General features: G+C 45.3%; 22 protein-coding genes and 1 tRNA gene. 8 read left to right on the top strand and 15 right to left on the bottom strand.

The window, feature by feature from the left end:
• Positions 1-165 precede the first annotated feature (165 nt).
• The 3 genes from cysS (at position 166) to kdsB (ending at position 3,055) form a co-directional block, all read left to right on the top strand.
• Entirely contained in the window at positions 166-1,659 is a 1,494-nt protein-coding gene (cysS, locus tag EGI32_RS17955) for a cysteine--tRNA ligase (protein ID WP_255156749.1), read from the top strand.
• A 97-nt stretch (positions 1,660-1,756) separates the two neighbouring features.
• On the top strand, positions 1,757-2,206 hold the full coding sequence (locus tag EGI32_RS17950; RefSeq protein ID WP_255156747.1) for a hypothetical protein: 450 nt from the start codon (positions 1,757-1,759) through the stop codon (positions 2,204-2,206).
• 60 nt (positions 2,207-2,266) lie between these two features.
• Positions 2,267-3,055 (top strand): 3-deoxy-manno-octulosonate cytidylyltransferase, encoded by a 789-nt coding sequence (gene kdsB, locus EGI32_RS17945; protein WP_255156745.1) that lies wholly within the window; start codon positions 2,267-2,269, stop codon positions 3,053-3,055.
• Between the two features lie 52 nt (positions 3,056-3,107).
• Here the strand turns inward: kdsB and EGI32_RS17940 are convergent, their stop codons facing one another.
• The 6 genes from EGI32_RS17940 to EGI32_RS17915 all read right to left on the bottom strand — a co-directional run bounded on the left by EGI32_RS17940 (position 3,108) and on the right by EGI32_RS17915 (position 9,361).
• Positions 3,108-4,397 carry a sorbosone dehydrogenase family protein gene (locus EGI32_RS17940; protein ID WP_255156743.1) on the bottom strand — a complete coding sequence of 430 codons (1,290 nt, stop codon included), beginning with the start codon at positions 4,395-4,397 and terminating at the stop codon, positions 3,108-3,110.
• 57 nt (positions 4,398-4,454) lie between these two features.
• Complete coding sequence (locus EGI32_RS17935; protein ID WP_255156741.1) at positions 4,455-5,096, bottom strand: hypothetical protein; 642 nt, start codon at positions 5,094-5,096, stop codon at positions 4,455-4,457.
• Between the two features lie 108 nt (positions 5,097-5,204).
• A complete protein-coding gene (locus EGI32_RS17930; protein ID WP_255156739.1) occupies positions 5,205-6,353 on the bottom strand; it encodes a methionine aminotransferase in 1,149 nt (382 codons plus the stop codon).
• Between the two features lie 36 nt (positions 6,354-6,389).
• Positions 6,390-7,208, bottom strand: coding sequence for a hypothetical protein (locus EGI32_RS17925; RefSeq protein WP_255156738.1), 819 nt, complete (start codon positions 7,206-7,208; stop codon positions 6,390-6,392).
• Positions 7,209-7,294: 86 nt separating this feature from the next.
• A complete protein-coding gene (locus EGI32_RS17920) occupies positions 7,295-8,386 on the bottom strand; it encodes a mannose-1-phosphate guanylyltransferase (protein WP_255156736.1) in 1,092 nt (363 codons plus the stop codon).
• Positions 8,387-8,395: 9 nt separating this feature from the next.
• Positions 8,396-9,361: an SIS domain-containing protein gene (locus EGI32_RS17915; protein WP_255156734.1), complete on the bottom strand. Its 966-nt coding sequence runs from the start codon at positions 9,359-9,361 to the stop codon at positions 8,396-8,398.
• Between the two features lie 473 nt (positions 9,362-9,834).
• Between EGI32_RS17915 and recQ the strand changes: the two genes are divergently transcribed.
• Positions 9,835-12,117, top strand: a complete 2,283-nt coding sequence (gene recQ, locus EGI32_RS17910) for a DNA helicase RecQ (RefSeq protein ID WP_255156732.1) — start codon at positions 9,835-9,837, stop codon at positions 12,115-12,117.
• Positions 12,118-12,304: 187 nt separating this feature from the next.
• Here recQ and EGI32_RS17905 read toward each other — a convergent pair whose 3' ends face one another.
• The 4 genes from EGI32_RS17905 to EGI32_RS17890 all read right to left on the bottom strand — a co-directional run bounded on the left by EGI32_RS17905 (position 12,305) and on the right by EGI32_RS17890 (position 17,139).
• Entirely contained in the window at positions 12,305-12,667 is a 363-nt protein-coding gene (locus EGI32_RS17905) for a hypothetical protein (protein ID WP_255156730.1), read from the bottom strand.
• Between the two features lie 157 nt (positions 12,668-12,824).
• Entirely contained in the window at positions 12,825-15,239 is a 2,415-nt protein-coding gene (locus EGI32_RS17900) for a ribonucleoside-diphosphate reductase subunit alpha (protein WP_255156728.1), read from the bottom strand.
• Positions 15,240-15,573: 334 nt separating this feature from the next.
• Entirely contained in the window at positions 15,574-16,548 is a 975-nt protein-coding gene (locus EGI32_RS17895; protein WP_255156726.1) for a ribonucleoside-diphosphate reductase small subunit, read from the bottom strand.
• Positions 16,549-16,884: 336 nt separating this feature from the next.
• Positions 16,885-17,139, bottom strand: coding sequence for a hypothetical protein (locus EGI32_RS17890; RefSeq protein ID WP_255156725.1), 255 nt, complete (start codon positions 17,137-17,139; stop codon positions 16,885-16,887).
• A gap of 106 nt (positions 17,140-17,245) precedes the next feature.
• On the opposite strand from EGI32_RS17890, the gene EGI32_RS17885 reads away from it, so the two are divergent.
• Both EGI32_RS17885 and EGI32_RS17880 read left to right on the top strand, forming a co-directional pair.
• Positions 17,246-17,318 (top strand) — tRNA-Phe (locus EGI32_RS17885).
• A gap of 255 nt (positions 17,319-17,573) precedes the next feature.
• Positions 17,574-17,840, top strand: coding sequence for a hypothetical protein (locus EGI32_RS17880; RefSeq protein ID WP_255156723.1), 267 nt, complete (start codon positions 17,574-17,576; stop codon positions 17,838-17,840).
• A 128-nt stretch (positions 17,841-17,968) separates the two neighbouring features.
• Here the strand turns inward: EGI32_RS17880 and EGI32_RS17875 are convergent, their stop codons facing one another.
• Positions 17,969-18,667: a TerC family protein gene (locus EGI32_RS17875; protein ID WP_255156721.1), complete on the bottom strand. Its 699-nt coding sequence runs from the start codon at positions 18,665-18,667 to the stop codon at positions 17,969-17,971.
• A gap of 654 nt (positions 18,668-19,321) precedes the next feature.
• On the opposite strand from EGI32_RS17875, the gene EGI32_RS17870 reads away from it, so the two are divergent.
• Positions 19,322-19,777, top strand: coding sequence for a hypothetical protein (locus EGI32_RS17870; protein ID WP_255156719.1), 456 nt, complete (start codon positions 19,322-19,324; stop codon positions 19,775-19,777).
• A gap of 142 nt (positions 19,778-19,919) precedes the next feature.
• On the opposite strand, the gene EGI32_RS17865 is transcribed toward EGI32_RS17870, so the two are convergent.
• Complete coding sequence (locus tag EGI32_RS17865; RefSeq protein ID WP_255156717.1) at positions 19,920-20,732, bottom strand: alpha/beta hydrolase; 813 nt, start codon at positions 20,730-20,732, stop codon at positions 19,920-19,922.
• 79 nt (positions 20,733-20,811) lie between these two features.
• On the opposite strand from EGI32_RS17865, the gene EGI32_RS17860 reads away from it, so the two are divergent.
• Positions 20,812-21,300 carry a DinB family protein gene (locus tag EGI32_RS17860; RefSeq protein WP_255156715.1) on the top strand — a complete coding sequence of 163 codons (489 nt, stop codon included), beginning with the start codon at positions 20,812-20,814 and terminating at the stop codon, positions 21,298-21,300.
• Between the two features lie 67 nt (positions 21,301-21,367).
• On the opposite strand, the gene EGI32_RS17855 is transcribed toward EGI32_RS17860, so the two are convergent.
• From EGI32_RS17855 to EGI32_RS17845, 3 genes are all read right to left on the bottom strand, one after another.
• Positions 21,368-21,949 (bottom strand): type 1 glutamine amidotransferase domain-containing protein, encoded by a 582-nt coding sequence (locus EGI32_RS17855; RefSeq protein ID WP_255156713.1) that lies wholly within the window; start codon positions 21,947-21,949, stop codon positions 21,368-21,370.
• A gap of 120 nt (positions 21,950-22,069) precedes the next feature.
• Positions 22,070-22,975: a histone deacetylase gene (locus EGI32_RS17850; protein ID WP_255156711.1), complete on the bottom strand. Its 906-nt coding sequence runs from the start codon at positions 22,973-22,975 to the stop codon at positions 22,070-22,072.
• 96 nt (positions 22,976-23,071) lie between these two features.
• Entirely contained in the window at positions 23,072-25,273 is a 2,202-nt protein-coding gene (locus EGI32_RS17845) for an outer membrane beta-barrel protein (protein ID WP_255156710.1), read from the bottom strand.
• Positions 25,274-25,279 lie beyond the last annotated feature (6 nt).

Here is a 25,279-nt window from a genome sequence, read left to right as displayed (position 1 = left end):
CCCGTTATTCCATATTATTTTTCCTGCTGCTGTTGCCTTTGCAGCATAGCTTAATATCTTTGCACCGCGATCAGCGGATTTTTCAAATTTTACAAATACCATCATCTCAACCACCCAAAAAGCAACGTAAGCGAAGTTTCACCGGTTGGAGAAAAAATAAAGACGATGTCACTAAAAGTATATAATTCATACAGCAGGCAAAAAGAAGAATTCGTTCCCATCACTCCGGGGCATGTAGGCATGTATGTGTGCGGACCTACGGTAAGCGGCGAAAGCCATCTTGGCCATGCACGGCCTTACATCACTTTTGATGTATTATTCAGGTACCTTACTTACAAGGGATACAAGGTCCGTTATGTGCGCAACATCACGGATGCCGGGCATTTTGAAGAAGAAGGCCGCGAAGCGGAAGATAAAGTAGGGAAAAAAGCGTTGCTTGAAAAACTGGAGCCGATGGAGCTGGTGCAGAAATACACCAATCTTTTTCATTGGGCATTCAAGCAGTTCAATTGCCTGGAGCCGAGTATTGAGCCTACCGCCACAGGGCATATCGTGGAGCAGATCAACATGATCAAAAAGATCATCGAAGAAGGATACGCTTACGAAGTGAACGGTTCCGTTTATTTCGACGTAAAAAAATATGCCGCCGGGCACGATTACGGCAAACTCAGCGGCCGCATCATCGACGACCTGCTGAGCACTACCCGTGAGCTCGACGGGCAGGAAGAAAAAAGGGATACCGCGGATTTTGCCTTGTGGAAATCGGCCGCACCCGAACATATCATGCGCTGGAGCAGCCCATGGGGCGAGGGTTTCCCGGGTTGGCATATCGAGTGCTCCGCAATGGCGACCAAATACCTGGGGGCCGAATTCGACATCCATGGCGGTGGTATGGACCTTCAGTTCCCGCATCACGAAAGTGAAATTGCCCAAAGTACCATCTGCAATCATACCAGCCCGGTGAAATACTGGATGCACAACAATATGATCACCATCAACGGCAAGAAGATGGGGAAGAGTTATAACAATGTGATCAAGCTGACAGAATTGTTCAGTGGAGACCATCCTTTACTGACACAGGCTTTCAGCCCGATGACGGTGCGTTTTTTCATATTGCAAAGCCATTACCGCCATCCGCTCGACTTCAGCAGCGAGGCATTGGTGGCCAGCGAAAAAGCATTCAAGCGATTGTGGGAAGCCTACGAAGTGCTGCAGAAACTAAGGCTGCCGGAAACTGGTGAAGGACAGATAGACGAGGCTTTGGAATCGAGGGTATTGAACTGGCTGAGTGAATTTGAAGAGTTCATGGACGACGACCTGAGTTCGCCGAAAGTGATCGCTAATATGTTTGAACTGGCCCCTGTGATCAATTCATTGAAAGACGGATTGATACCAACCGGTGCACTGGCTGCTTCTACCATCAGGCTGATGCAGGAAAAATTTCACACTTTCCTGGAAGATATATTCGGATTGCACAGCGAGAATTCCGCCAACAACAACATGCTGAAAGGTGTGATGCAACTGCTGATCGATATCCGCAAAGAAGCGAAAAACAAAAAAGACTTTGCTACCTCCGATAAGATCCGCAATCAACTCACAGAGATCGGGATATTGCTGAAAGATGAGAAGGATGGGGGGATGAGCTGGAATGTTAATTGATAATGGATAATATTTTCGGTTTGAATGTTCCTCCTGATTTGGAGGTATATTTGAACCGGAAATATTATCCATTTTCCATTATAAAATTATCCATTAGATGGAAACAATTGTACTCAGAACTTTCGATACTACTTTTTCGGCCAGCATCCTGCTTACCCGCCTGCAGGCGGAAGGCATCCAGGGATATTTGCGGGATGATTACAATATCGGCGCTAGCCCTCTGCTAAGCAATGCCTCAGGAGGTGTTAAACTGGAGATCGACGTCAGGGATGCAGAGCGTGCAATTGTGTTGATGGAAGAATTTCAGGAAGATTATCTCCGCCTGGCGATATGCCCTGTTTGCCGTCACACCGAATTCACACATGTCACCAATCTTCTTGAGCCCAATATTGTTGTAAAGATATTAAGCAAAATGTTTGGCAAAAAGGCTCCGCTGAATATAAAGTCAACATACAAATGCGGCCATTGTAACTACGAAAGCGAAACCCTTCCTTCCAATTTCGTGGGACAAAACGAAGATACTATTACAGATGATCGCACTGATTAAAACCAACTACACGAATTCGTGTAATCAGTGTAATTCGCTTAATTCGTGTAATAAAAAAATATGAAGAAGATCGCGATGATACCGGCACGTTATGCCGCCACCAGGTTCCCATTCAAACTGATGCAGCCATTGGGCGAAAAGACCGTCATCAGGCAGACGTATGATAATACCGTGGCCACGGGGTTGTTCGACGATGTGTTCGTGGTGACGGATCACGCCATCATTTTCAATGAAATTGTCTCCAATGGCGGCAAAGCCATCATGAGTATCCGCGAGCACGAAAGCGGCAGCGACCGTATTGCCGAAGCCGTAGAAAATATGGAGGTGGACGTGGTGTTGAATGTGCAGGGCGATGAACCGTTTGTGCAAAAAGAACCGCTGCAAAAATTGCTGGAAGTTTTTGAGGGAGAAGAAGGCAAGCAGGTACAGGTGGCTTCGCTGATGAAAAAATTTACCGACCTGTCTTTGGTAGCCGATCCCAATTATGTGAAAGTGCTGGTGAATAACCAAAACTGGTCGTTGCTATTTAGCCGCAGCGTGATCCCTTATCAACGGGATACCGCCATCACACCCAATTATTACGAACATATCGGCGTGTATGCTTTCAGAAAAGGAGCGTTGCTGGGTTTTACCAAATGGCCGGTGAGCCCGCTGGAAGCAGTAGAAAAGTTAGAGCAATTGCGTTACCTCGATAATGGAATACAACTAAAAATGGTGGAAACTTTTGAAGCTACAGTAAAGATCGATGTACCTGAGGACCTGGAGAAAGCGCAGAAGTATCTGGAAAACAATTACAAGGCCCCCCTAAATCCCCAAAGGGGGACTTTACAGGCTTCACGAATTGAATAAACTTTAAAGAAACACGGACTTCCAAAGTCCCCCTTGGGGGATTTAGGGAGCTTTACTTCCAAACGTAATACAACACTCCATTCAGATCATCGGTAAAGTAAAAAGAACGGCTATCTTTCATCAACACATCACAAGGCCTGCCGTATCTGCCCGCTTCTGTTTTCCCTGCTAAAAATCCTGAAACGATATCGGAGTATTTATTTCCGCCTTCCACTTTCACCACCGAATTTCCACGCTGGCGCCACACGCTGGTGCTTCCGTGCAGGCAAACGAGCACACTGTTTTTGATCAGCGGGTCATCAAAGTCTTTGAAATATTCGAAGCCCAGGGGTGCACTATGCGCTTTAAAACCAGCAAAAGCCACTTCCGGTTTTTTTACAAATGAAGCCCTTGCAGAATCTTTGAACTGATCATCGCTGTACACTTTATTCTGATATTGGAAGTAAAATGGCCAGCCGTAGTACCCATCCCGTTTTATTTTTACAAAAAGATCTTCGGGCTTGTCAGGGCCTATCAGGTCGCGGCCCATGGTGGTGGCCCAGAGTTCATCGCCGATCCATTTTATTCCCACAGAATTACGCAGGCCGCGTGCATAAAATTTCACGTTCTTCCCATCTGGGTCCATTTCCACCACCGATGCCCTGATCTCTTCTTTTTCAATACAGGCATTGCAGCTGCTGCCTACACTTACATATAATTTGTCGTTGTGAAAAGCCAGGCTGCGGGTGAGGTGCCAGCCGCCATATTTATATCCCAGGCCATACGCAGGAAATGTGGCCAGCGTTTGTGGGGCACCGTTAGGTTGGTTGTCGCCCGCCCGGTAGGCGTATCGTACCAGCTTATCTGTTTCGGCTATGTAAATATGATCCTTGTAAAATGCTACCTGGTTGGGGTTGTGCAGGCCTTCGAGATAAGTTGTCACTTTGCCGAACTTATGCGATTGCTCATCCCAGTTCTCAAATATCAATACACGGCCTTTGGTATTATCACTCCGGTCGTACATATCGGTGGCGAATAAGCGCTTATCAGGACTGAGCGTCAGGAAACGCAGGCGGCGCAGCCCTTCGGCAGCTATTCCTATTTTGAATCCTTTTGGTACGGCCAGCTTAAAGGATTTGCCATTGGCAAGCCGAATGGCGAAACTGTCTTTTTTGATGCCCCCTGTAAAAGTGGTATTGAAAGAAACGTTCTTTCCGATAGATGCCGATGGTTCTGTCGATGTAGCGAAACTGTCTGCTGCCGTAGATCTTACATGGAGAGGCCCCCTCTCTTTTGCAGAATTGTTATTGGTACATGCTATGCTTATTGAAAGGATAACAACCCCTATCCAGGTATAATTCATATTACAAGCTAAAAAAAAGCCATCACAGAAGGATGGCTTTGCAAAAATATTTTGAATTTATTTATCATTGTACGGAAACTTCTTAGAGGCATTGCGCATAAGTGCATTCACCAGCCTGTCGGGATTACTGCCTACCGAGCCTGTTGCGTTATAGTCGTATTTCCACACGAGGTCGCCTTTTGTAGCTTCATTGATGCTGATAGCTGTTTGCACATCATTGGTAGATCCTGCGTATCCAATGAGCAGGCTCATGGCTACCGCCGCCCCCTCACTCATGGGTTTTTGCATAGAGGCGGAAGTGGAAATTACAGCATCAACGCCAAGCAGTTTTGCCAGCTCTTCTTTTGTGTGTGCCTTCATATCGGCGTACCTGATATTATTCTGAAGCAGCAAGGCATTTGTTTTACTTATATCCTGGAATTGAACAGTGTATTTGAATTTGCCGCTTCTTCTTAAGAACCAGCTGTACATTTTATCCTGTATCATAGTACCGGTTTTTTCTTCCGATTCCCGAAGCTGTTCGACAGTGGTACGTTTTTTTTCATTTGGCCTGAGAGCGATGGTAACTTCCGCCGGCAAAATGGCCACTATCTTATGCGAAGCTGTTTTACTTTCGAAATCTTCAGTCTTATAAATTTTGGGGGCACAGGAGGCGGCCACGATGACAATGGCGGCAAAAAGGAAAAAGATATTTTTCATAAACAATTTTAGTTTCAACAAAACTATTTTTTTCGACGTACCAAAAAACTAAATGTTCAATTTTTTTTGATTATTTAACAGCCTGCGGCAAACTTAGGGATGCCATCCCTATAACTTTCTTAATAACAACGCAGCTTTTTCCAACGTTTCTTCTTTTTTTGCGAAGCAAAAACGTACCACTTTGTTCTCCTGTCCGCCTTTGTAAAATGCAGAAACAGGAATTGCAGCCACTCCACATTCTTTTACCAGCCGAAGGGCAAAGTCATATTCCTTTTCATCGCTGATGCCCGCATAACTATACAGCTGAAAATAACTGCCATGCGAAGGCAAAGCCTCAAACCTTGCAGGCTTCATCGCTTCCAGAAAGAAATCCCTTTTTTGCTGCAACGATCTTCCGAGTTCGAGATAGGCTTCTTTTTCCTGTAAAAATTCTGCCAGCGCAAACTGTACAGGGCTATGGCAGCTAAAACAATTGAACTGGTGTACTTTCCTGAACTCCTTCATCCACGCAGGTGGGGCAATACAATACCCCATTTTCCAACCCGTGCAATGGTATGTTTTGCCAAATGAAAAACATACAAAACTACGTTCGTACAGATCAGGATATTTCAAAATGGAGAGGTGTTTTTTATCATCAAAAACAAGGTGTTCATATACTTCATCGCTGATGATGAAGATACCCGAATCCTTCACCAGCTGTTGCAAGGCCACGATATCAATTTCCCGCAGCAGGCTGCCCGTGGGGTTATGGGGCGAATTGATGATGATGGCTTTTGTTTTCGGCGTTATTTTTTGTTTCACCAATTCCCAGTCTATCGTGTAATCGGGAAACAACAGCGGCACCGGTACTGCCACAGCACCGTTGATCTCTATGTTGGGAATATAACTGTCGTATGCAGGTTCGAATACTATTACTTCATCGCCTTTTTGCAGGATGGTTGTCAATGCTGTATAGATGGCATACGTGCCGCCCGGAGTGATGGTGATCTCGCTGTCCGGGTTGATGGAAGTATTGTAAAGCGATTGTACTTTTTCGGCTATCCGTTGCCGTAAGAGCGGCAAACCATTCATGTGTACATATTGGTTGTGCCCGTTGTTCATGGCATTGGCCACAAGATTGCTCAGCCGGCTATCCATAGAGAAATCGGGAAAGCCCTGTCCGAGGTTGATGGCATTGTGTTCCGCTGCCAGCGCACTTATTACGGTGAATATGGTAGTGCCTACATCGGGCAATTTGCTATGTATGGAAGGAGTCAAAGTTGAGTGCTTTATTATGCCCTCCAAAAATAATGGTTACGCCGGTAACAATGGAAACAGATTCTGTTCCGCGTAGTAAGCCGGTTTTGCCGAGGGCGATGTTCTCCTTCTTTTAGCGAATGCCAGCATCAAGGGCAGGCACCAGATTGTACGCGACAACAGCCAGGTGATGGAGTGAAATATTTTCAACCTTGGCGCCGGGTTGGCATTTACAGATCCGTAGTTCGGTTGCAGCCCGGTACCGAAAGCATAATCCATATTGCCGTGCTGATCGGCATCGTAAAACTGCTTGAGTTCGTCGCTTCGACCATGCCAGCTTTCTTCCATCCGCTGTTCTTTCGATATGAGCGGTTCCATGTTGGGATCCAGGAAATACCAGCAGCCGTTCACGTTCACTTCCATGGCGTAATGGTGAGGGAAACCAACACTGCGGTAATCCACGTGTTTGCGTTTGGCAATCGCCATCATCACCGCTGCCTGTTGTGAGCAGGCGCCGGCCTTGCTTTGCAATATGTCTTCCGGATTTACCTTGCAGGCGAGGCCGTAGCCGATCAGCCTTTCGCTTACTGCAGCGATCCAGTTGTGCTTTAACCTGTAATGAGAAAACCCATGATAAAAACGTTCGGCAATGATAGTTTCCAGTAAAATGAAATAATCCGCGGAGGATTGCCCGATGTGTTGTGCAGTAGCTATGCTATCGGTATGCTGTTCGAGTTGGTCGAGCGACTTTATATAATCCAGCTGTGGCGAAAATTCTTCCTTGTGATTGTACTCATTTTTTTTATTGATGTTGACATCAATAAAATTGGGGGCCATAAGCAATGCCGACAGTAAAATGAGCAGCAGTTTCACCATTGGTTTGTTTCGGGTTTAAAGAATCAATCACCTGGAACAGGTATGGATACTATTCTGAAACGTGAAAACAGCCGATATATTGCATATTATAGATATTTATCGCCCTTTATGCGCTTTATTTCCGCCACATATTCCTTTATCTGCTGTTCGTTCTCTTTTTTGCAGATCAGGAGTACGTCATGCGTATCTACTATGATGAAGTCGTCGATGCCCTGCAGCACCACCAGTTTTTTGTGGTCGGCATGCACCATGTTGTTGGTGGCATCGAGCACAAATACATTTTTGCCGCCCACGGCATTGGAGAGATAATCTTTTTCAAATGTTTCGTAAGCGCTTGCCCAGGTGCCCAGGTCGCTCCAGCCAAAGGATGCCGGGATCACGTATACGTTATCGGCTTTTTCCATCACACCATAGTCGATGGAAATATTGACGCATTGGGGATAGATGCGTTCGATCGCTTCCGTTTCCCGGGGCGTATTGAAATTTGCTTTTTCCGCATCGAATACTTCGTGCATTTCGGGCAGGTATTTTTCGAATGCCGCCACAATGTTTTTTACTTCCCAAACAAATATGCCCGCGTTCCATAAAAAGTCGCCGCTGGCGATGAAGGTTTTCGCCAGGTCGAGGTCAGGTTTTTCCGTAAAGGTTTTTACCTTAAACACATTTTCACTTACTGCAAATGATTCGTATTGAATATAACCATAGCCCGTATTCGGGTTGGTTGGTTTGATGCCGAGGGTTACCAGCGCTTTGATGTGTGAGGTAAAATGCAACGCATCGAGGCAGATAGTTTTGAACGTTTCAGGATCTGTCACCAGGTGGTCGGCCGGGGCGCAGATCAAGTTGGCATTGGGGTTCAGCTGTTTTAGCTTGTAAGAAACGTATGCCACGCAAGGTGCGGTATTTTTGCGGGAAGGCTCCGACAGGATGTTTTCCTTCGGCAGGTCGGGTAATTGGTTGGCCACGATATCACTGTATTGAACCGAGGTAACGATATAAATATTTTCCGCGGGAATGAATTGCAAAAAACGATCGTAAGTAGCCTGTATCAATGTACGGCCGGTATTCAGTATATCCAGGAATTGTTTAGGATAATTCGTCCGGCTCATCGGCCAAAACCTGCTTCCGATACCTCCGGCCATGATGGCCACATAATTGTTCTTATCCAGAGTACTCATAACTTTTTTTTAAATGATCCCCTCTCTTACGAGGTCGTGCAGGTGAATGATCCCTGCATATATTTCACCTTTCAATACCACCAGCTGGCTGATATTGCTGGCTTTCATCTTTTCAAATGCCTCCATTGCCAGGGCTTCCGCCTGGATAATCTTTGGCTGTGTGCTCATGATGTCTTTTGCCGTAAGCGTGGTGAGCACATCATATTTTTCGAGCATCCTGCGTATGTCGCCATCAGTTACAATGCCTATGACTTCCTGTTTATCGTTGACAACCGCCGCCGCCCCCAATCTTTTTTTAGTGATCTCCAAGATCACATGCTTGATAGGCGTATCCGTCTTCACCTGTGGATTTTCCATGGGCGAAAGCAGGTCGTTCACCCGCAGGTACAATTTTTTGCCAAGCGCCCCTCCCGGGTGAAAGCGGGCGAAATCGTCGGAATTGAAGCCCTTTGTTTCCATCAGGCATATCGCCAACGCATCTCCCATCACCATCTGTGCGGTAGTGCTGGTAGTAGGCGCCAGGTTATTGGGACATGCCTCCTGTATGATGGTCGTGTTCAGCACTATATCACTTTTTTCGGCCAGGTAAGACTGTATGTTCCCTACCATCCCGATGAGGGTATTGCCAAAATTTTTCACCAGCGGCACCAATACTTTTATTTCCGGGCTGTCGCCGCTTTTGCTGATCAGCAGCACCACATCGTTTTCCTGTACCATGCCCAGGTCGCCATGTATGGCATCTGCCGCATGCATGAATAAAGCGGGCGTGCCGGTACTGTTCATGGTGGCAACGATCTTTTGGGCTACAATGGCACTTTTGCCGATACCGCTCACTACCAGCCTGCCCTGGCAAATGATCACCCGCTCCACCGCTTTCACAAACCCGTCGTTTACGAATGCGAGCAATCCCGCTACCGACGCGGCCTGTAGCTCGATGGTGCGCCGGGCGCTGTTTATGATCTGTTGTTTATCCATGTTAAATCAAGGCGCAAACCTAGTGCAAATCAGCCAAAAAGCAAAGGATGCTGATCCGGTGCCAATATTTAAAAAGCCTGCCAGGCTGAGCTGAATTTATCCTGAGTTTATCGAAGGGCCGAAGCCTTGCACATTTTTGACTAAAATAAGCCTTCGACATCCCGATAGCTATCGGCCAGGCTGACAGACCAGGGAAAACCGGCCGACAATAAAGAAAGAATTCGCCGCCCAATGTAACTTGTTTCCTGCATCTTTTCGCATGTAAATATATTTTAATAAATATGTCCGTTTACCGATTTTTATTGTTATCTTAAAGAACGTTTCGGCTTTGTTAAATCTTTTTAAAGCATTCAAAACAATGCCGTTGGCATTTGATTTTACAGGGCCGGAAGAGTAACTTCGTTGCCCTTATGAAAAACCCGTTTCAAATAAAACTGCCTGGTATACCTTTTACAGGGTAAGGCACAAAAATTATGGCTACAGTTAAAGCAACACCCAAAACGACCAAGAAAGCGGCTCCCAAAAAAGCCGCGGCTTCAAAACCTGCTTCATTAAATATTTCGGGCGACCTGGCATCGAAACTCCAGGATGCTTTTGGTTTCGACGGTTTTAAAGGCCCACAGGAAAAGATCATAGAAAATTTACTGGCCGGCAACGACACATTTGTGATCATGCCTACCGGCGGCGGCAAAAGCCTTTGTTATCAATTGCCGGCAATGGTAAGCGAAGGGGTGGCCATCATCGTATCGCCGCTCATAGCCCTGATGAAAAACCAGGTAGACCTGGTACGCAGCTACAGCAGCAAAGACGATGTGGCGCATTTTCTCAACAGCACTTTAAATAAGGGGCAGCAGAAAACAGTGAGGGACGACCTCACCAGTGGTAAGACCAAGATGCTCTATGTGGCGCCGGAAACGCTCACGAAGGAAGAGAACATCAATTTCTTCAAGGAACTCAAAATTTCTTTTTTCGCGGTAGATGAAGCGCATTGTATCTCCGAATGGGGCCACGATTTCCGCCCTGAATACCGCAGGCTGAAAGAAATGATGGACCTCATCAACCCTGATATTCCTATCATTGCACTAACGGCCACGGCTACCCCAAAAGTTCAGAGCGATATCATCAAGAATTTAGGGCTGCGCAACGCGGAAGTTTTCATTTCTTCTTTTAACAGGGGCAATCTTTATTACGAGATCCTTCCAAAAATCAATCTCGACCAGACCAATAAAAGCATCGTTCGTTTCATACAACAGCATAAAGACAAGAGCGGGATCATTTATACCCTCAACCGCAAAACCACCGAAGAGCTGGCGGCCATGCTGATGGCCAATGGCATCAAAGCGGTGGCTTATCATGCCGGGCTGGATGCGAAGCTGAGGGCGAAACGCCAGGATGAATTCCTCAACGAAGATGTATCGGTGATCGTTGCCACCATCGCATTCGGGATGGGCATCGACAAACCTGATGTACGTTTTGTAATCCATTACAACATCCCCAAATCCATCGAAAATTATTACCAGGAAACAGGCCGTGCCGGACGTGATGGCATGGAAGGAAAATGTATCCTGTATTACTCCCATAAAGACGTGGCGAAGCTGGAACACCTGATGCGCGACAAACCCCTGAGTGAGCGTGAAGTGGGCGCACAGCTGATCAACGAAACGGTATCGTATGCGGAAAGCAGCGTATGCCGCCGCAAAACCTTGTTGTATTACTTCGGCGAAGAATACAACGATGAAAAGAGCTGTGGCCATTGCGACAACTGCCTAAACCCTAAAGAAAAAGTAGAGGCGAAAGCAGATGCGGTAACGGCTTTGAAAGCCATCGATGCATTGGGCGAGCAATTCGCTATTGAATATACTTTGTTGATCCTTGCCGGTAAAGCCACGCCTCAGGTGCAGATGTACCGCCATGAGGCACTCGACGTTTTTGCCAGCGGCAATGATAAGGATACCAATTTCTGGAGCAGCCTGATCCGCCAGATGTTGCTGGAAGGGTTGCTGGAAAAAGATATCGTGGAATATGGAGTGCTCAAGATCACGAAGAAAGGCAGGGCGTTCCTGAAGAAACCTGCTTCATTCAAGATAGTGCTCAACAATCTTTTTGAAGATGCCAACGCGGATGATGAGGCCAATGAACCATCCGGACCTGCGAGCAGCGCTGTAGATGAAAAGTTGTTAGACCTGTTGAAAGAGTTGCGCAAAAAAGTTTCCAAAGAAAAAAACCTTCCGCCGTTCGTCATCTTCCTCGAAAGCTCGCTGGAAGATATGGCTACGATGTACCCCACCACCATGGCTGAACTGGAAAAGATCAGCGGGGTGAGCAAAGGGAAATCGCTGCGTTATGGTAAACCGTTCCTTGATGTGATCAATCAATACGTGGAAGAAAATGATGTGATCCGCCCGGATGATTTTGTGATGAAGAGTGTGGTGAACAAGAACAACAATAAGATCTTCATCATCCAGAATGTAGATAAAAAGATCGGCCTCGAAACCATCGCGAAAAATAAAGAACTCCGCATCGACGAACTTCTGGAAGAAATGGAAACCATCGTTGCCAGCGGCACCAAGCTCAACCTCGATTATGCCATTGATGAAATGGTAGACGAATACGAACAGGAAGAGATCATGGATTATTTCAAAAGCTGCGAAACTTCTTCCTTGCAGGTAGCACAGGAAGAAATGGCGGACAGCAATTTTACCTGGGAGCAGCTGAAGGTGATGAGGATCAAGTTTCTTTGTGTGTACGGCAATTAGTCAATAGGGAATAGTCAATGGTCAAATCCCCGAACATTATTAGTTCATGCCATGTGCATAACTTCAGAAATATTTAAAGAGCCGATAATAACCTATCGGCTCTTTAAATTAATTATAACCTTGTGATAGAAAAACCCCAACAGAAAAATAACCTTCAAAGTTTTCCCTATTGACTATTCCCTATTGACTACTTAATCACGATCTGCTCCGGCGAGTTCACAATGATCTCCGGCTTGCCTTTATATTCTATCAGCTCCCCCGTTACACAGATCTCTTTTTGATGGTACATTTTTTCCGGCGCTTCGGGAAAATTCTTCCTGTCTTCGCCAAATACTACCACCGTAAGCGGATTGCCGGGATAGGCTGCGCCAACGTTGAGAAAAGTAGGCTGGCGTTTTGAGTTTTCAAAATATTTTGACCCGAATACTTTGCTGCAAATGGTTACTTTTTTGCCCATGTAGCTGGCGATGCTGTCGATGGGGATCGCTGTCTGGCTGAAAGCTGATGAGCTGAATAAACTGATAGCGAGGATAAACAAATATTTTTTCATGGTTTGATTTTGAAAGGTAAAAGTAAAGAAAAAGGATCACGGCACCCCCGGAGGTTTTGGAAACCTCCGGGGTTTCAATAAAAAACCCCTCACAAGGAGGGGCTTTCGGGGGTGTTTATTTTTTATTGAGGTTAGTTATGTGGTGTTGATCCTTATCTTAAGATCCGCAGCTGATGCAACCATCCTGCATCGTACAGGTACCGCCGTTCAGTTGTGATTCGTCGATGGTGGTTTCGATGTTGATGCTGTTGTCTTCGTTTACATTTACCAGTTGTTTGTTTTCTACCAATGGTTCTGCAGTTTTGCCGCCTTGTTTTTCTACTGTAAACTGTACCGCCTGTGCTGCAGCTTTGCTACGCAGGTAATACATACCGGTCTTCAATCCTTTCCTCCATCCGTAGAAGTGCATGGAAGTAAGCTTGCTGCTGGTTGGCGCATCTACAAAGAGGTTGAGCGATTGCGACTGGCAGATGTAAGCGCCCCTGTCGGCAGCCATATCGATGATATTACGTTGCTTGATCTCCCAGACAGTCTTGTAAATTTCTTTCACGTTATCTGGTATACCATCAATGTTCTGGATAGATCCGTTGTGGCTCATGATCTGGCTCTTCATGTCATCGTTCCACAGGTTCAGGTCTACCAGGTCTTTCAACAGGTGTTTGTTCACCACTACAAATTCCCCGCTCAATACACGGCGAACGTAGATGTTGGAAGTGTATGGTTCAAAACATTCGTTGTTGCCCAGTATCTGCGAAGTAGATGCAGTAGGCATCGGCGCTACCAGCAATGAGTTGCGCACACCATGTTTCAGCACTTCTGCTTTCAGGGTGTACCAGTCCCAACGCAGGGTTGGTTCTACTCCCCACATATCAAACTGGAAGATGGCTTTTGATACCGGTGAGCCGGCGTATGTTTCGTAAGGCCCTTCTACTTTAGCAAGGTCTTTACTCGCCGTCATGGCCGCGAAGTAGATGGTTTCAAAAATTTCTTTGTTCAGTTGTTTCGCTTCATCGCTTTCAAATGGCAGGCGCAACAGGATGAATACATCCGCCAATCCCTGTACACCAAGGCCGATAGGGCGGTGGCGAAGGTTGGAGCGTTCTGCTTCTTCTACCGGGTAGTAGTTGTTGTCGATGATCTTGTTCAGGTTGATGGCAGCCTGGTAAGTTACTTCGTATAATTTTTCGTGGTTGAATTCACCATTTATTACAAAACGTGGAAGCGCCAGTGAAGCCAGGTTACAAACTGCTATCTCATCAGGAGACGTGTACTCCATGATCTCTGTGCAAAGGTTAGAGCTCTTGATGGTACCAAGGTTCTGCTGGTTGCTTTTGCTGTTGGCCGCATCTTTATACAACAGGTATGGGGTACCGGTTTCGATTTGTGCATCCAGGATAGCAAACCAAAGGTCTTGTGCCTTGATGGTTTTTCTTGCCCTTCCTTCTGCTTCGTATTTCTGGTACAATGTTTCAAATTCTTCTCCATAACAATCCTGCAGGCCCGGTGCTTCGTTGGGGCAGAAGAGGCTCCATTGCCCGTCGGCTTCCACACGTTTCATGAACAGGTCGCAGATCCACAATGCGTAAAACAGGTCGCGTGCACGCATTTCTTCTTTACCGTGATTCTTGCGCAGGTCGAGGAAATCGAAGATATCCGCGTGCCATGGTTCGAGGTAGATGGCGAATGCGCCTTTGCGTTTACCACCACCCTGGTCTACGTAGCGTGCAGTATCGTTGAATACTTTCAGCATCGGGATGATACCGTTGCTGGTACCGTTGGTACCGCCGATGTAGCTGCCTGTAGCACGGATGTTGTGTATCGCTAAACCGATACCGCCGGCGCTCTGCGAAATCTTCGCAGTTTGTTTCAGTGTATCGTAAATGCCTTCGATGCTGTCGTCTTTCATGGTCAGCAGGAAGCAGGAGCTCATCTGTGGTTTTGGAGTACCCGCGTTAAACAGGGTTGGGGTAGCATGCGTAAACCAGCGTTCGCTCATCAGGTGATAAGTTTTGATAGCTGCTTCGATATCGTTTTTGTGGATACCAATGGCCACCCTCATGTACATGTGCTGCGGACGTTCTACGATCTTACCATCGAGTTTCAGGAGGTAAGATTTTTCCAGTGTTTTGAAACCGAAGTAATCGAACCCGTAATCCCTGTCGTAGATGATGGATGAATCCAGCAATGCCGCGTTGTCTGTAATGATCTGTGCTACATCATCCGCCAGTAACGGAAGATATTTCCCTGTTTTTGGATCTACACATTCGTGGAGCAGCTTCATGGTCTGCGAAAAACTCTTGATCGTATTCTTATGCAGGTTGCTCACCGCTATACGGCTTGCGAGTGAAGCATAATCCGGGTGCTTCACGGTAAGTGATGCTGCGGTTTCGGCAGCCAGGTTGTCGAGCTCGGTGGTAGTTACACCATCGTACAAACCTTCGATCACTTTTTTTGCCACATCAACAGCGTTGACAAAACGCCTGTCGAGGCTATAACAAAGCTTTTCGATACGTGCAGTGATCTTATCGAATTTTACGCTTTCTCTTTTGCCATCTCTTTTAATTACCTGCATTTTTATATATTTATATGGTTAGTAGTAACGCTGCGCTCAATTAATAATTAATAATGTATAATTAATAATTGGGGTCTTAATTATTGTTGGTTTGTTTCAACATTCATTTCTTTAATTCTCTCTTTCTTCCTCTGTCTTTAATTATTAATTATACATTATTAATTATTAAAGAGTCGGCTTCCCTCACGATGCATGTTCAAAACATGTACCGTGTTACTCCTGTGCTTGTTAATTAGTTTGTGCTGTTTGCTGGTGTTGGCTAGCTAAATCGATCCATCGTGGTTAAAAGTCGCAGATGCTTTGTGCTCCTCCGTGTCTTTGCGCCTTTGTGGTTCTAAAAATCTTCGTCTACCGAAAATGCCTGTGCTTCTTTGTTTCCGCCGATAACGCCTGCTTTCTGATAATCTCCTACCCTTTTTTCAAAGAAATTCGTTTTGCCTTCCAGCGATATCATTTCCATGAAGTCGAATGGATTGGTGGCATTGAACATTTTAGGATACCCTAATTCGCCCAGCCATCTGTCGGCCACAAATTCTATGTATTGTTTCATCAGGTCGGCGTTCATACCGATGAGTTTCACCGGCAGGGCTTCGCTGATAAATTCTTTTTCAATTTCCACCGCATCCGCGATGATCTTGTATACTGCGTCCTGCGATAATTTGTTTTTCAGCATGCCATAGAGCAGGCAGGCGAATTCGCAATGCAGGCCTTCGTCTCTACTGATCAGCTCGTTGCTGAAGGTAAGCCCCGGCATCAGGCCGCGTTTTTTGAGCCAGAAGATAGAGCAGAAGCTGCCGCTGAAGAAGATGCCTTCTACCGCCGCAAAAGCCACCAGGCGTTCTGCAAAATTTCCGCCTTCGATCCAGCGCAGCGCCCATTCCGCTTTTTTCTTTACCGCTGGTACGGTATCGATGGCGTGGAACAAACGGTCTTTTTCGGCCGGGTCTTTAATATAAGTATCGATCAGCAGCGCATACGTTTCGCTGTGTATATTTTCCATCATGATCTGGAACCCGTAAAAACAGCGGGCTTCAGGTAATTGTACTTCGCTCATGAAATTCACGGCGAGGTTCTCGTTCACTATTCCGTCGCTGGCTGCAAAGAAGGCCAGTATATGGGAGATGAAGTGGCGTTCGCCATCGTTCATCGCGTTCCAGTCTTTCATGTCGCTGCTGAGGTCTATCTCTTCAGCGGTCCAGAAGCTGGCTTCGTGTTTTTTGTATTGTTCCCAGATCTTAGGGTAATTGATAGGCAGAATTACAAAGCGATCTTTGTTTTCTCTCAATAGTAATTCGTCGTTATCCTGCATCGCTCCTTTTTTAGAAATATTATTAAACCGTTATCTTTTTATTTTTTATTCTGCCCGGGTTTTGCTCCCTTTCAACTGGCTATCAACCTCTTGGAAATTTTTGGCCGGTTTTGGGTGTTTTTTTTCACCGTTTTTACCGGTGAAAAACCCTCTATGCAATAATACAAACCATCCAAAAGCATTTAATAAAAAGTTAATAACAGGCCGTGAATAAAAACCGTTAAGGCCTGCTAGTGTTGCATTTCACGGCGTGGAAAAGTAAAAAAATAAATATCTAGGTTTTTCCCGTTTTTATATGTAAAAAAGCAGGAAACGGATGATATTTTTCTTTCATGATTAAGCTGTAATGCACCCTAGATAAGCCTTTCCAAAGAGGCCTCTTTCAAACGGCACCTCAAAAAACAGCAGGAAACCCTCTTGCATCATTTCACTTTTTTGAGAAAAAAAACCGGCATTTTCTCTCAAAATCGTGTTACCGTATTTACCACATGGAGTAGGGCGATCGTGCACCCATACCAGGGCACTTTTTTCTCCTCCCTTCTTCCCGGCCCACAGCCGTTTTCGCCTCTTGCCGGGAAGGCGGTCAGCCATTTTTTGCCGTGTTATTTTTAAAATTTTTTATTGAAAATTAGGCTGTTTGCTATTTTTTCCCTTATTTTTGCAACCCCTTCGGGGAATTCTACTTTAGAGTAGAGATGGTGCGGTAGCTCAGTTGGTAGAGCAATGGACTGAAAATCCATGTGTCGCCGGTTCAATCCCGGCTCACACCACAAAGACCTCAACAGCAATGTTGGGGTTTTTTGTTGGTGGTTAGACCAGTTTTAAATTTTAGGGAATTTTGAGTGGACCGTATCTTAGCTCCTACCGCACCCTCCGCTCTTAAAAGACAGCAGGATTCTTTGGAACACCTGAGCTATATAGAGGATTTCTCAAGCCAGAGAGCGAGTTGCCGACACCCGGTAAAATATGCCGTTCTGAGATATTTTAGAACCCTTCCCTGGGAGTACTTTTACAAAAACACAACTATGAATGTGGATGAAATAATCTCAGGGGCCTTTATGAACTCTATGCAAGGAGAAGGGTTGTTTATCGTAGAAGGAAATCCCAAAACGAACCAACTTAGAATTCTGCCGGCAGATCAGGCATTAAGAGATAATCTAAATTGCTTTACCTGGGATATCAACACCGGGTTTCAATACCTGGGAATATTTACTGAACAAAGTTTAGCCCAAAACCATATTGATAAAATCCGTGAAAAAATAAGAAATGACGCCGGGGATCGATTGATATAATTTTTTAAAATACAGCATCCGGATGAATGGTTATGCTCCTTGTCCGCCATCTGCGAACCCTAGGCCTCAAAGGGGAAACAGGTGTTAACCCCTGACCATTTTTAGAATAATTACAATAGTAGTTGATACTAACCCCCTTTATGCTTCACCGTTTTCATCTGTATCACATCCACCAAAAATGCAAATGCCATGGAGAAATAGATATACCCTTTCGGTATTTCGAAATGAAAACCTTCGGCGATCAATGAAACACCGATCATCAATAAAAAACACAGGGCCAGGATCTTAAACGATGGGTGCTTGCGGATGAATTCGCTGATGGGTTTGGAGGCAAACAGCATGATGACCACCGTAACCACCACCGCCGTATACATCACCCAAAGCTGCTGCACCATGCCCACCGCGGTGATGATGGAGTCGATGGAGAATACAAGATCGAGCAGGATCACTTCAGACAACAGTTTTCCAAAGCTTCCTTTTGCAGGAATTGTTGGCTGTCCATCGGCCTCTACTTCTGTTTTGTGATAGATCTCTTTGGTGCTTTTAAATATCAGGAAAAGCCCGCCGAAAATAAGGATGAGGCTCTTGCCCGAAAACCCGATGTTGAAGACTGTGAACAACGTTTGATCCAGCTGGAGTATCCACGAAATAAGCGCCAGCAGGATCAGCCGCATCACCATCGCCAGGCCTATCCCCCAATAGCGTAATTTATTCCGCTGATGGTCGGGCAGTTTATCGGCCAGGATGGAAATAAAAATAATATTGTCGATGCCGAGTATCACTTCCAGGGCAATGAGGGAGAGCAGGGGTATGATGGCATCGGTCATGTGAGGTGGCTTTTCGTAAAGATAAATATTATGCGCTGTTGTGAATCAGGCTTCATTAATTTTCATCCTTTATCAAAAAATTTAAAAAGTGCTTTTTATGTGGATATCGCTGTTCCAATTGCGCAACGTCTTTCCGGATATGATGATTCTCTTATTGAACATAGTATATTTAATCACATGAAAAAGAAACCCCTACCATATACTACCCAGGGCCGCACTGCTGTTTGTAATGCTGTCATTTTTTCCGGATCAAAATAACACGGTTGATATCCATCTTCCTGATACCTGTTTTGTAGTAGCCCATGCTCATTTCTTTTGGATTCTCTCATTCGTTGCTATGTTTATATGGCTCATTTACATTCTGACCAGAAAATTTTTATACTCGAAAGTGCTTGTCTGGATACGTGTCATTAGTACGATTTTTACACTTCTTTTTTTGCATTGATCATATACTTTGGAGATAGTTTTTCGAGTACGCCCGCAAAACGATGCTATGAATTCAGCAATAGGGAATCATTTAATTTTTTCAACACCTATATCAAGACTATCCGTATAATTTTGGACGTTTCGTTATTGGGGCAGATCATTTTTCCAGTTAATCTCATCCTGGGAATTTTCCGGCGAAGGGTTTAATCAATATGCTACCTTAGTAAAATGGATTTTTTCACCATCCCCATAAAAAAGTACAAACAAGTTTTCTGGACAACCGTTGCGGTCAATGTTGCCGCGGTCATCACAACATACATCCTGTTTCAAAAAGGAACTTACCTGCTTCGTGGATTTGATCCGGGGTCAAAACTAACATTGCCTTTTCTCGGTTTGGTAGTTATCCTGGCGGTGATCCATAGCAATTACCAGCGCAAACGATTACAGCAGCTGGTAACCATCGAAGATTTTGAAACCCGTGTAGCGGCTTACGAAAAATTTTATACACTACGGATGTGGTGGTTTGTTTTTTCCTGCGCTTCTTCGTGCCTGCTTACCTTGTTTACCAACCGGCCACTATTCATTTACTATGGCGCATTCGACATCCTGATGTCGCTGCCGTTTTTTCCTGCACGCAAAAGGTTCAGGCGCGAGTTGCAGAATGAGGAGATCTTGCTTTACTGATATGGCTTCCGCAAATCCAAAATGCTGACAACGCCGCAGCAGAAACTTGCCGATGTTAAATAATAAAGACGGGAAGAAAAAATTTTAGTATCTGCTTTTCTTTCCGTCTTCCCGGCAACACTTACTGGAGACATTTATGTATTTATTGCTTCGCAATTTGTTTCACTTCTCTCAACAGTAGCGGAAATGCCGGTTGTGCCATCCCTCCGTGATCGTATCCCTGCAATTCATACAACCTTGTTTGTTTGTGCCCTGTCAGTTTCATCATGCGGTTCAGATAAGCATTTTCTTCATAACGGCCGAGTAACTCCATTTCGCGGTCGCCGGTGATGAGCAGAATCGGGGGCGCATCGGCACGTACAAAATATAAAGGTGCATATTTATCAACGACCGGTTGTGTTTCTTTTATTGCCTGTTCGCCGCGTATGGTAAAATGCGAAATGGCTTGTCCGCTAAACGGGATCAGCCCGGCAATGCGATTGGCATCGATGCCGTATTTGCCTAGGTAACTTTTATCCAGCGTTATCATCATACCCAGGTATCCGCCAGCGGAATGCCCCGAAACGAAAATGAGATCGCTCTTTCCCCCATAACTTTCAATGTGCTGAAATGCCCATGCCACGGCCGCCGCGGCATCTTCAATGTAAGACGGGGCTTTTGCCTTCGGCAATAAACGATAGCCTACGCCTATCACCGCATAACCCTTCTCCATCAGCGCTGCCGGTATTTCTTTATTGCCTCCTGTAAGCCCTCCCCCATGAAACCATACGATGGTGGCAAAATCTTTTTTATTCTTCGGGTAATAAATATCGATGGTACATTGTGTATTGATGTAAGCATCTTTCTGATTGATGGAATCTGAATAGTAATGAATATTGCGAACCGTATTGTATGTTTCCTGAGCCTGAATTTTTGCAGAGATCATTAACAGGAGGAAAAAGAGGAGTTTTTTCATACCTGCAATTAAGTAAATTGGTCATGAAGGAAACCAGGCATAGTCATGCTTTGTGATCAAACTATTTTATTTTTTATCTATGGACTTTCTTTTTTCATTAGCCAACGAACAATACGATCTGGTCAAACAATCCCGCAAGGTGTTGCTTGATTATTGTGAAACGATGTCTTCAGAAGATTTTGTAAATGAAAATAATTCTTTTGGCCGCGGGGGCAGCGCCCGTAACCTGCTGGTGCATATTGCCCATGTATATCAATATTGGGTAGCCCGGCATGCGATGGAAAGAAAGGTGGAGTTTGACAGTTATGAATCTAGGCATAACTTAACGGAAGTTCGTTTGTTATTTGACGAAGTGGACATATTTATGAATGAATTTATACAAACGATGCGGGGCGATCAGGAAGATGCTCTTGTAAGATATCATCTCAACGGCAAGGAAGGTTTCGTTAATAAATTGAAACTGTTTACTCACGTAATTACTCATGAATTTCATCATAAGGGACAGATATTATCACTCAGCAGGCACCTGGGTTATTTGCCGGTAGATACAGATATCATAAGAGGTTAACAAAGAATTTATCGTTCTTTGTTAACCTCTGTGCATTGAGTTGCATCGCCCTGCGGCAGGTGCATTCCTACTCCGTTTCCGCATGATGCGTAAATGCCCCTGTGCTGGCGTGCCGGCCTTCTGCAATTTCTTCGATCATTTTTGTATTGAATGCCTCCAGGTCTTTCGGGCTGCGGCTTGTTACCAACCCGTTGTCCACCACCACTTCTTCATCGTGCCATGAAGCGCCTGCATTTTTGATATCTGTTTGTATGGAAGGATAAGAAGTCATTTCCCTTCCACCCAGCATGCCGGTTTCGATCAACAGTTGCGGGCCATGACAGATAGCTGCCAACGGTTTTCCTTCTTCCAGAAAATGCTGTGCAAAATTGACGTATTCTTTATGGTTACGCATCTGGTCGGGATTGATAACGCCACCAGGTATCATCAACGCATCATAGTCTTCAGGTGATGCTTCGCGAAGGTTGATGGTTACCGGCAGTTCAATACTCCAGTGGTCGTGGTCCCAGCCTTTTACCACATCCTGCAGCGATATGATATCGACCACAGCACCGGCTTCTTCCAATGCCTTCTTCGGACTGGTGAGTTCTATTTCCTCAAAACCATTGTCGGTGAGGATGGCTACTTTTTTATTGTTCAAGGTTGTCATGATAATTTGGTTTTAATGTTTGTGATTTGAATATGGTTTCAAACATTGTTCCAAATATCATCGTAGGAACGTGCCTGTGGCGCGTTCACCGCGAATGCGCCACAGGCACGTTCCTACAGGTTAAAACGACCATATATCTTTAGCTAACCTATACGTATTGCAATGTGCATCAGTGATTATGCGCACATCGGCGCTGTATCCGCCACCCATCGATACCTGGCAGGGGATGCCGGCACTTTTCAGCTGGGTAAATACATAGCTATCCCGCTCTTTACAACCTTCGATCGTTACTTTCAGTTTGCCAAATTTATCGGTCTCCAGAATATCCACACCAGAAAGATAAAATGCAAAATCCGGCTTTACGTTGTCTATGAGGCGGGGCAGATTTTGCGCCAGCAGAGAAAGATATTCCGCAGTGGTGGTGCCATCGGCGAGTTCCACATCGAGATCACTTTTTTCTTTGTGAAAAGGATAATTGTTTTTCCCATGCATGCTGAACGTAAATACCCGCGGCTCGGTTTCAAAAATTTTTGCCGTTCCGTTTCCCTGGTGTACATCAAGGTCGATGATGAGAATTTTTTTTGCCAGCTCTTTTCGTAAAAGATAGTTGGCGGCAATGGCCTGGTCGTTGAGCATGCAAAATCCTTCGCCCCTGTCGGCAAAAGCGTGGTGTGTGCCCCCGGCAACATTCAGCGCAACACCATTCTCCATTGCCGACAAAGCCGCATCGATTGTGCCCTGCGCAATCCGCAGTTCCCGCTCCGTAAGTTGAGGAGATTGAGGAAAGCCGATGTGGCGTTGCTCCCTCCCGGAAAGTTGCTGATGCAAAAGTTTATCGAGATATGTTTTATCGTGCGTCCACAACACCACTTCGTTTGTGCATTGCCGTGGTGAAAAGATATTTTCTTCCGTGATAGTTCCTTCGTGTAATAGCTGCGCCGGTATCAGTTCGTACTTCAACATCGGAAAGCGGTGCCCCTCGGGCAACGGGTGCGCATAAATGGGGTCGTAAGCTATGAGGAACATACGTAAAATTGAAACGCAAAGATAAATTAATTACGAATGGGCAATTACGAATTACGGACCAGCATTCGTAATTCGTAATTGCCCATTCGTAATTGGCTAATTTTTTACGCGGTTCGTTTCTGCATCTGCTCCGTTCTTACGCTCCTTACGATCCGCATTTATTCCTTTGCTAAAGCTGTAGGCGAAGCCAATAATGATCGCCCGGCTGTCTCCCACATTGTGATAATTTCCTTCACCCCCTTTCAGGTTGTTGATATCACCTTTGTTGACCCTGCTGTAAAAGAAATCCTGCACGAATACCCGCACACTCGCTTTATCCTTCAGGATCTTCTTCTTTACACCGCCATTGATCAATCCCATTTCACCCTGGCGAAACTGTCCATTGAGCATTTTCGTCCGGTAGAAAAAGAATAGTTCCGCACTCCATCCTTTTGTAAAATTGAACTGGTTGTTGCAATTGAACACCCATACGCTACCCTGATTGTCGATCGTTTCGGTATATAACCTGCTTAACGTACGCCGGAAATTGTATTCCACGTAAGGCAGAATGTTGTACCACTTTGCAACTTTGATGGTTCCATCTATGGTAAAGCCTGCGATTACTTTTTTGCCGATGTTGCCGGTACGGCTGATAAAAGTATTTCCACTCAATTCGATGGTCTCATTCATTTCATCCTTTACATGGTCGTAAAAAAACGATGTGTTGAAATTATTCTTAAATGTATGCGTGAGCTCGAAATGATGCGTGAACTGCGGCTTTAAAAAAGGGTTGCCCGCATAGTAGGTAAACTTATCCAGTGGCGACACAAAAGGATTAAGGTCGGCGTAATAAGGCCTATCCAGCCTGCGGCTGTAGGAAAAGTTCAGGCTGTGGTTGCCGTTGCTATCCAGTTTGAACGAAGCAAACAGCGTCGGGAAAAGATTGGTGTAATTCTTTTTGAAAGATGAATCAGGTTTTTGGATGTTGCCCGCCTGATATCCTTTGGAGATCGTTTGCTCCGCACGAAGGCCGGCTTGCAGCGAAACCCGCTTCAACTCCTTACTGAAATTGACGTAGGCGGCGTTGATATTCTCTTTGTAGATAAAATGATTGGTCTTATCATAGTCTGGCGAAGTAACATTACCTTCCGTTACAAAATATTTTGCATCATTATCCGTACTGGTGTAGCTGGTTTTGATACCGGTTTCCATTTTTAACCCCTTTTGCAAAGGGTGGGTGTAATCAAATTTGTACGAATAAATATTGATGAACGAGGGCAGCATGCCGGATAATTCGTCGCGGTATTTCTGAACATTGCCGGCAGTGACGCTCGCATTTTTGAATAGCTGATCGGCGCCCATATCATAGCGGATATAATCCGCATCCATGCTGAGTTCCCGGCCGCTGCTATCGATCTGAAGGCGATAGTTCAGGTTAGCGCTCTTGTTTTTAAAGCTCTCGCGTTCAAAATTATCCGCCAATATCATGGAATCTGTAGCATTTGCCGCGTTGTAAAAAAAACCTGTATTGTCCCTTTTTTCGGTTGAGGGGCGTTGCATGCCACTCAGCACGAAACCGATCGTTGAGCGTTTGTTGAGTGTATAATCCATCCCGAGTTTTAGCACGGTACTTTTGTACCATCGCTTATTGTACGTGTTTTGTGCAAATGAAGAAACCTGTTCGCCGGCATGATTGCGGTAGCGCCTGGCGATATCCAGGTCACTGAAATTTTGGCCTGAGGAAAAAGATGCGTTGGTAAAAAAGTTGAACTTTTTATTCCGATAGTTAAAATTCAGGCTACTCCTGATATCTCCGTATACTCCCTGCCGGTGGCTGGCATTATAATTTCCATTGAAACCTTTTGTCTTGCCTTTTTTCGTTTTGATGTTGATCACTCCTGCATTGCCCGCGGCATCGTAGCGTGCCGGTGGAGTGGTCATGATCTCTATCTTGTCGAGTGAACTGGCCGGCAGTGATTTCAGGTAATTCGCCAGGTCGGTGCCGGATAAATAACTGGGCTTATCGTCGATATAGATCACCACGCCCTGCTTGCCTTTGAGGCTGATGGCGTCATTGTTGTCCACCTGTACTCCCGGCGACCTTTCCAGCACTTCCAGCGCATTGCTTCCCGTACTCGAAATGAACGCATCTACATTGATGACTGTTTTATCAGCCTTGCGTTCGATCGCTCTTTTTTGCGAATTGACCACCACATTGGCAAGTGTGCTGTCTTTTAGCCGGCCTGTGCTGTCTTGTGCAATGGTATGGATGCTGCATACAAGGCATAGGAATAGTATGAATGAAAATTGTGATTTCATGTTAAT

This window comes from Ferruginibacter sp. HRS2-29 (genome assembly GCF_024343615.1).
In the GTDB taxonomy this organism is placed as follows: Bacteria; Bacteroidota; Bacteroidia; order Chitinophagales; family Chitinophagaceae; genus Ferruginibacter.
This window is presented reverse-complemented; position numbering and strand designations above follow the sequence as displayed.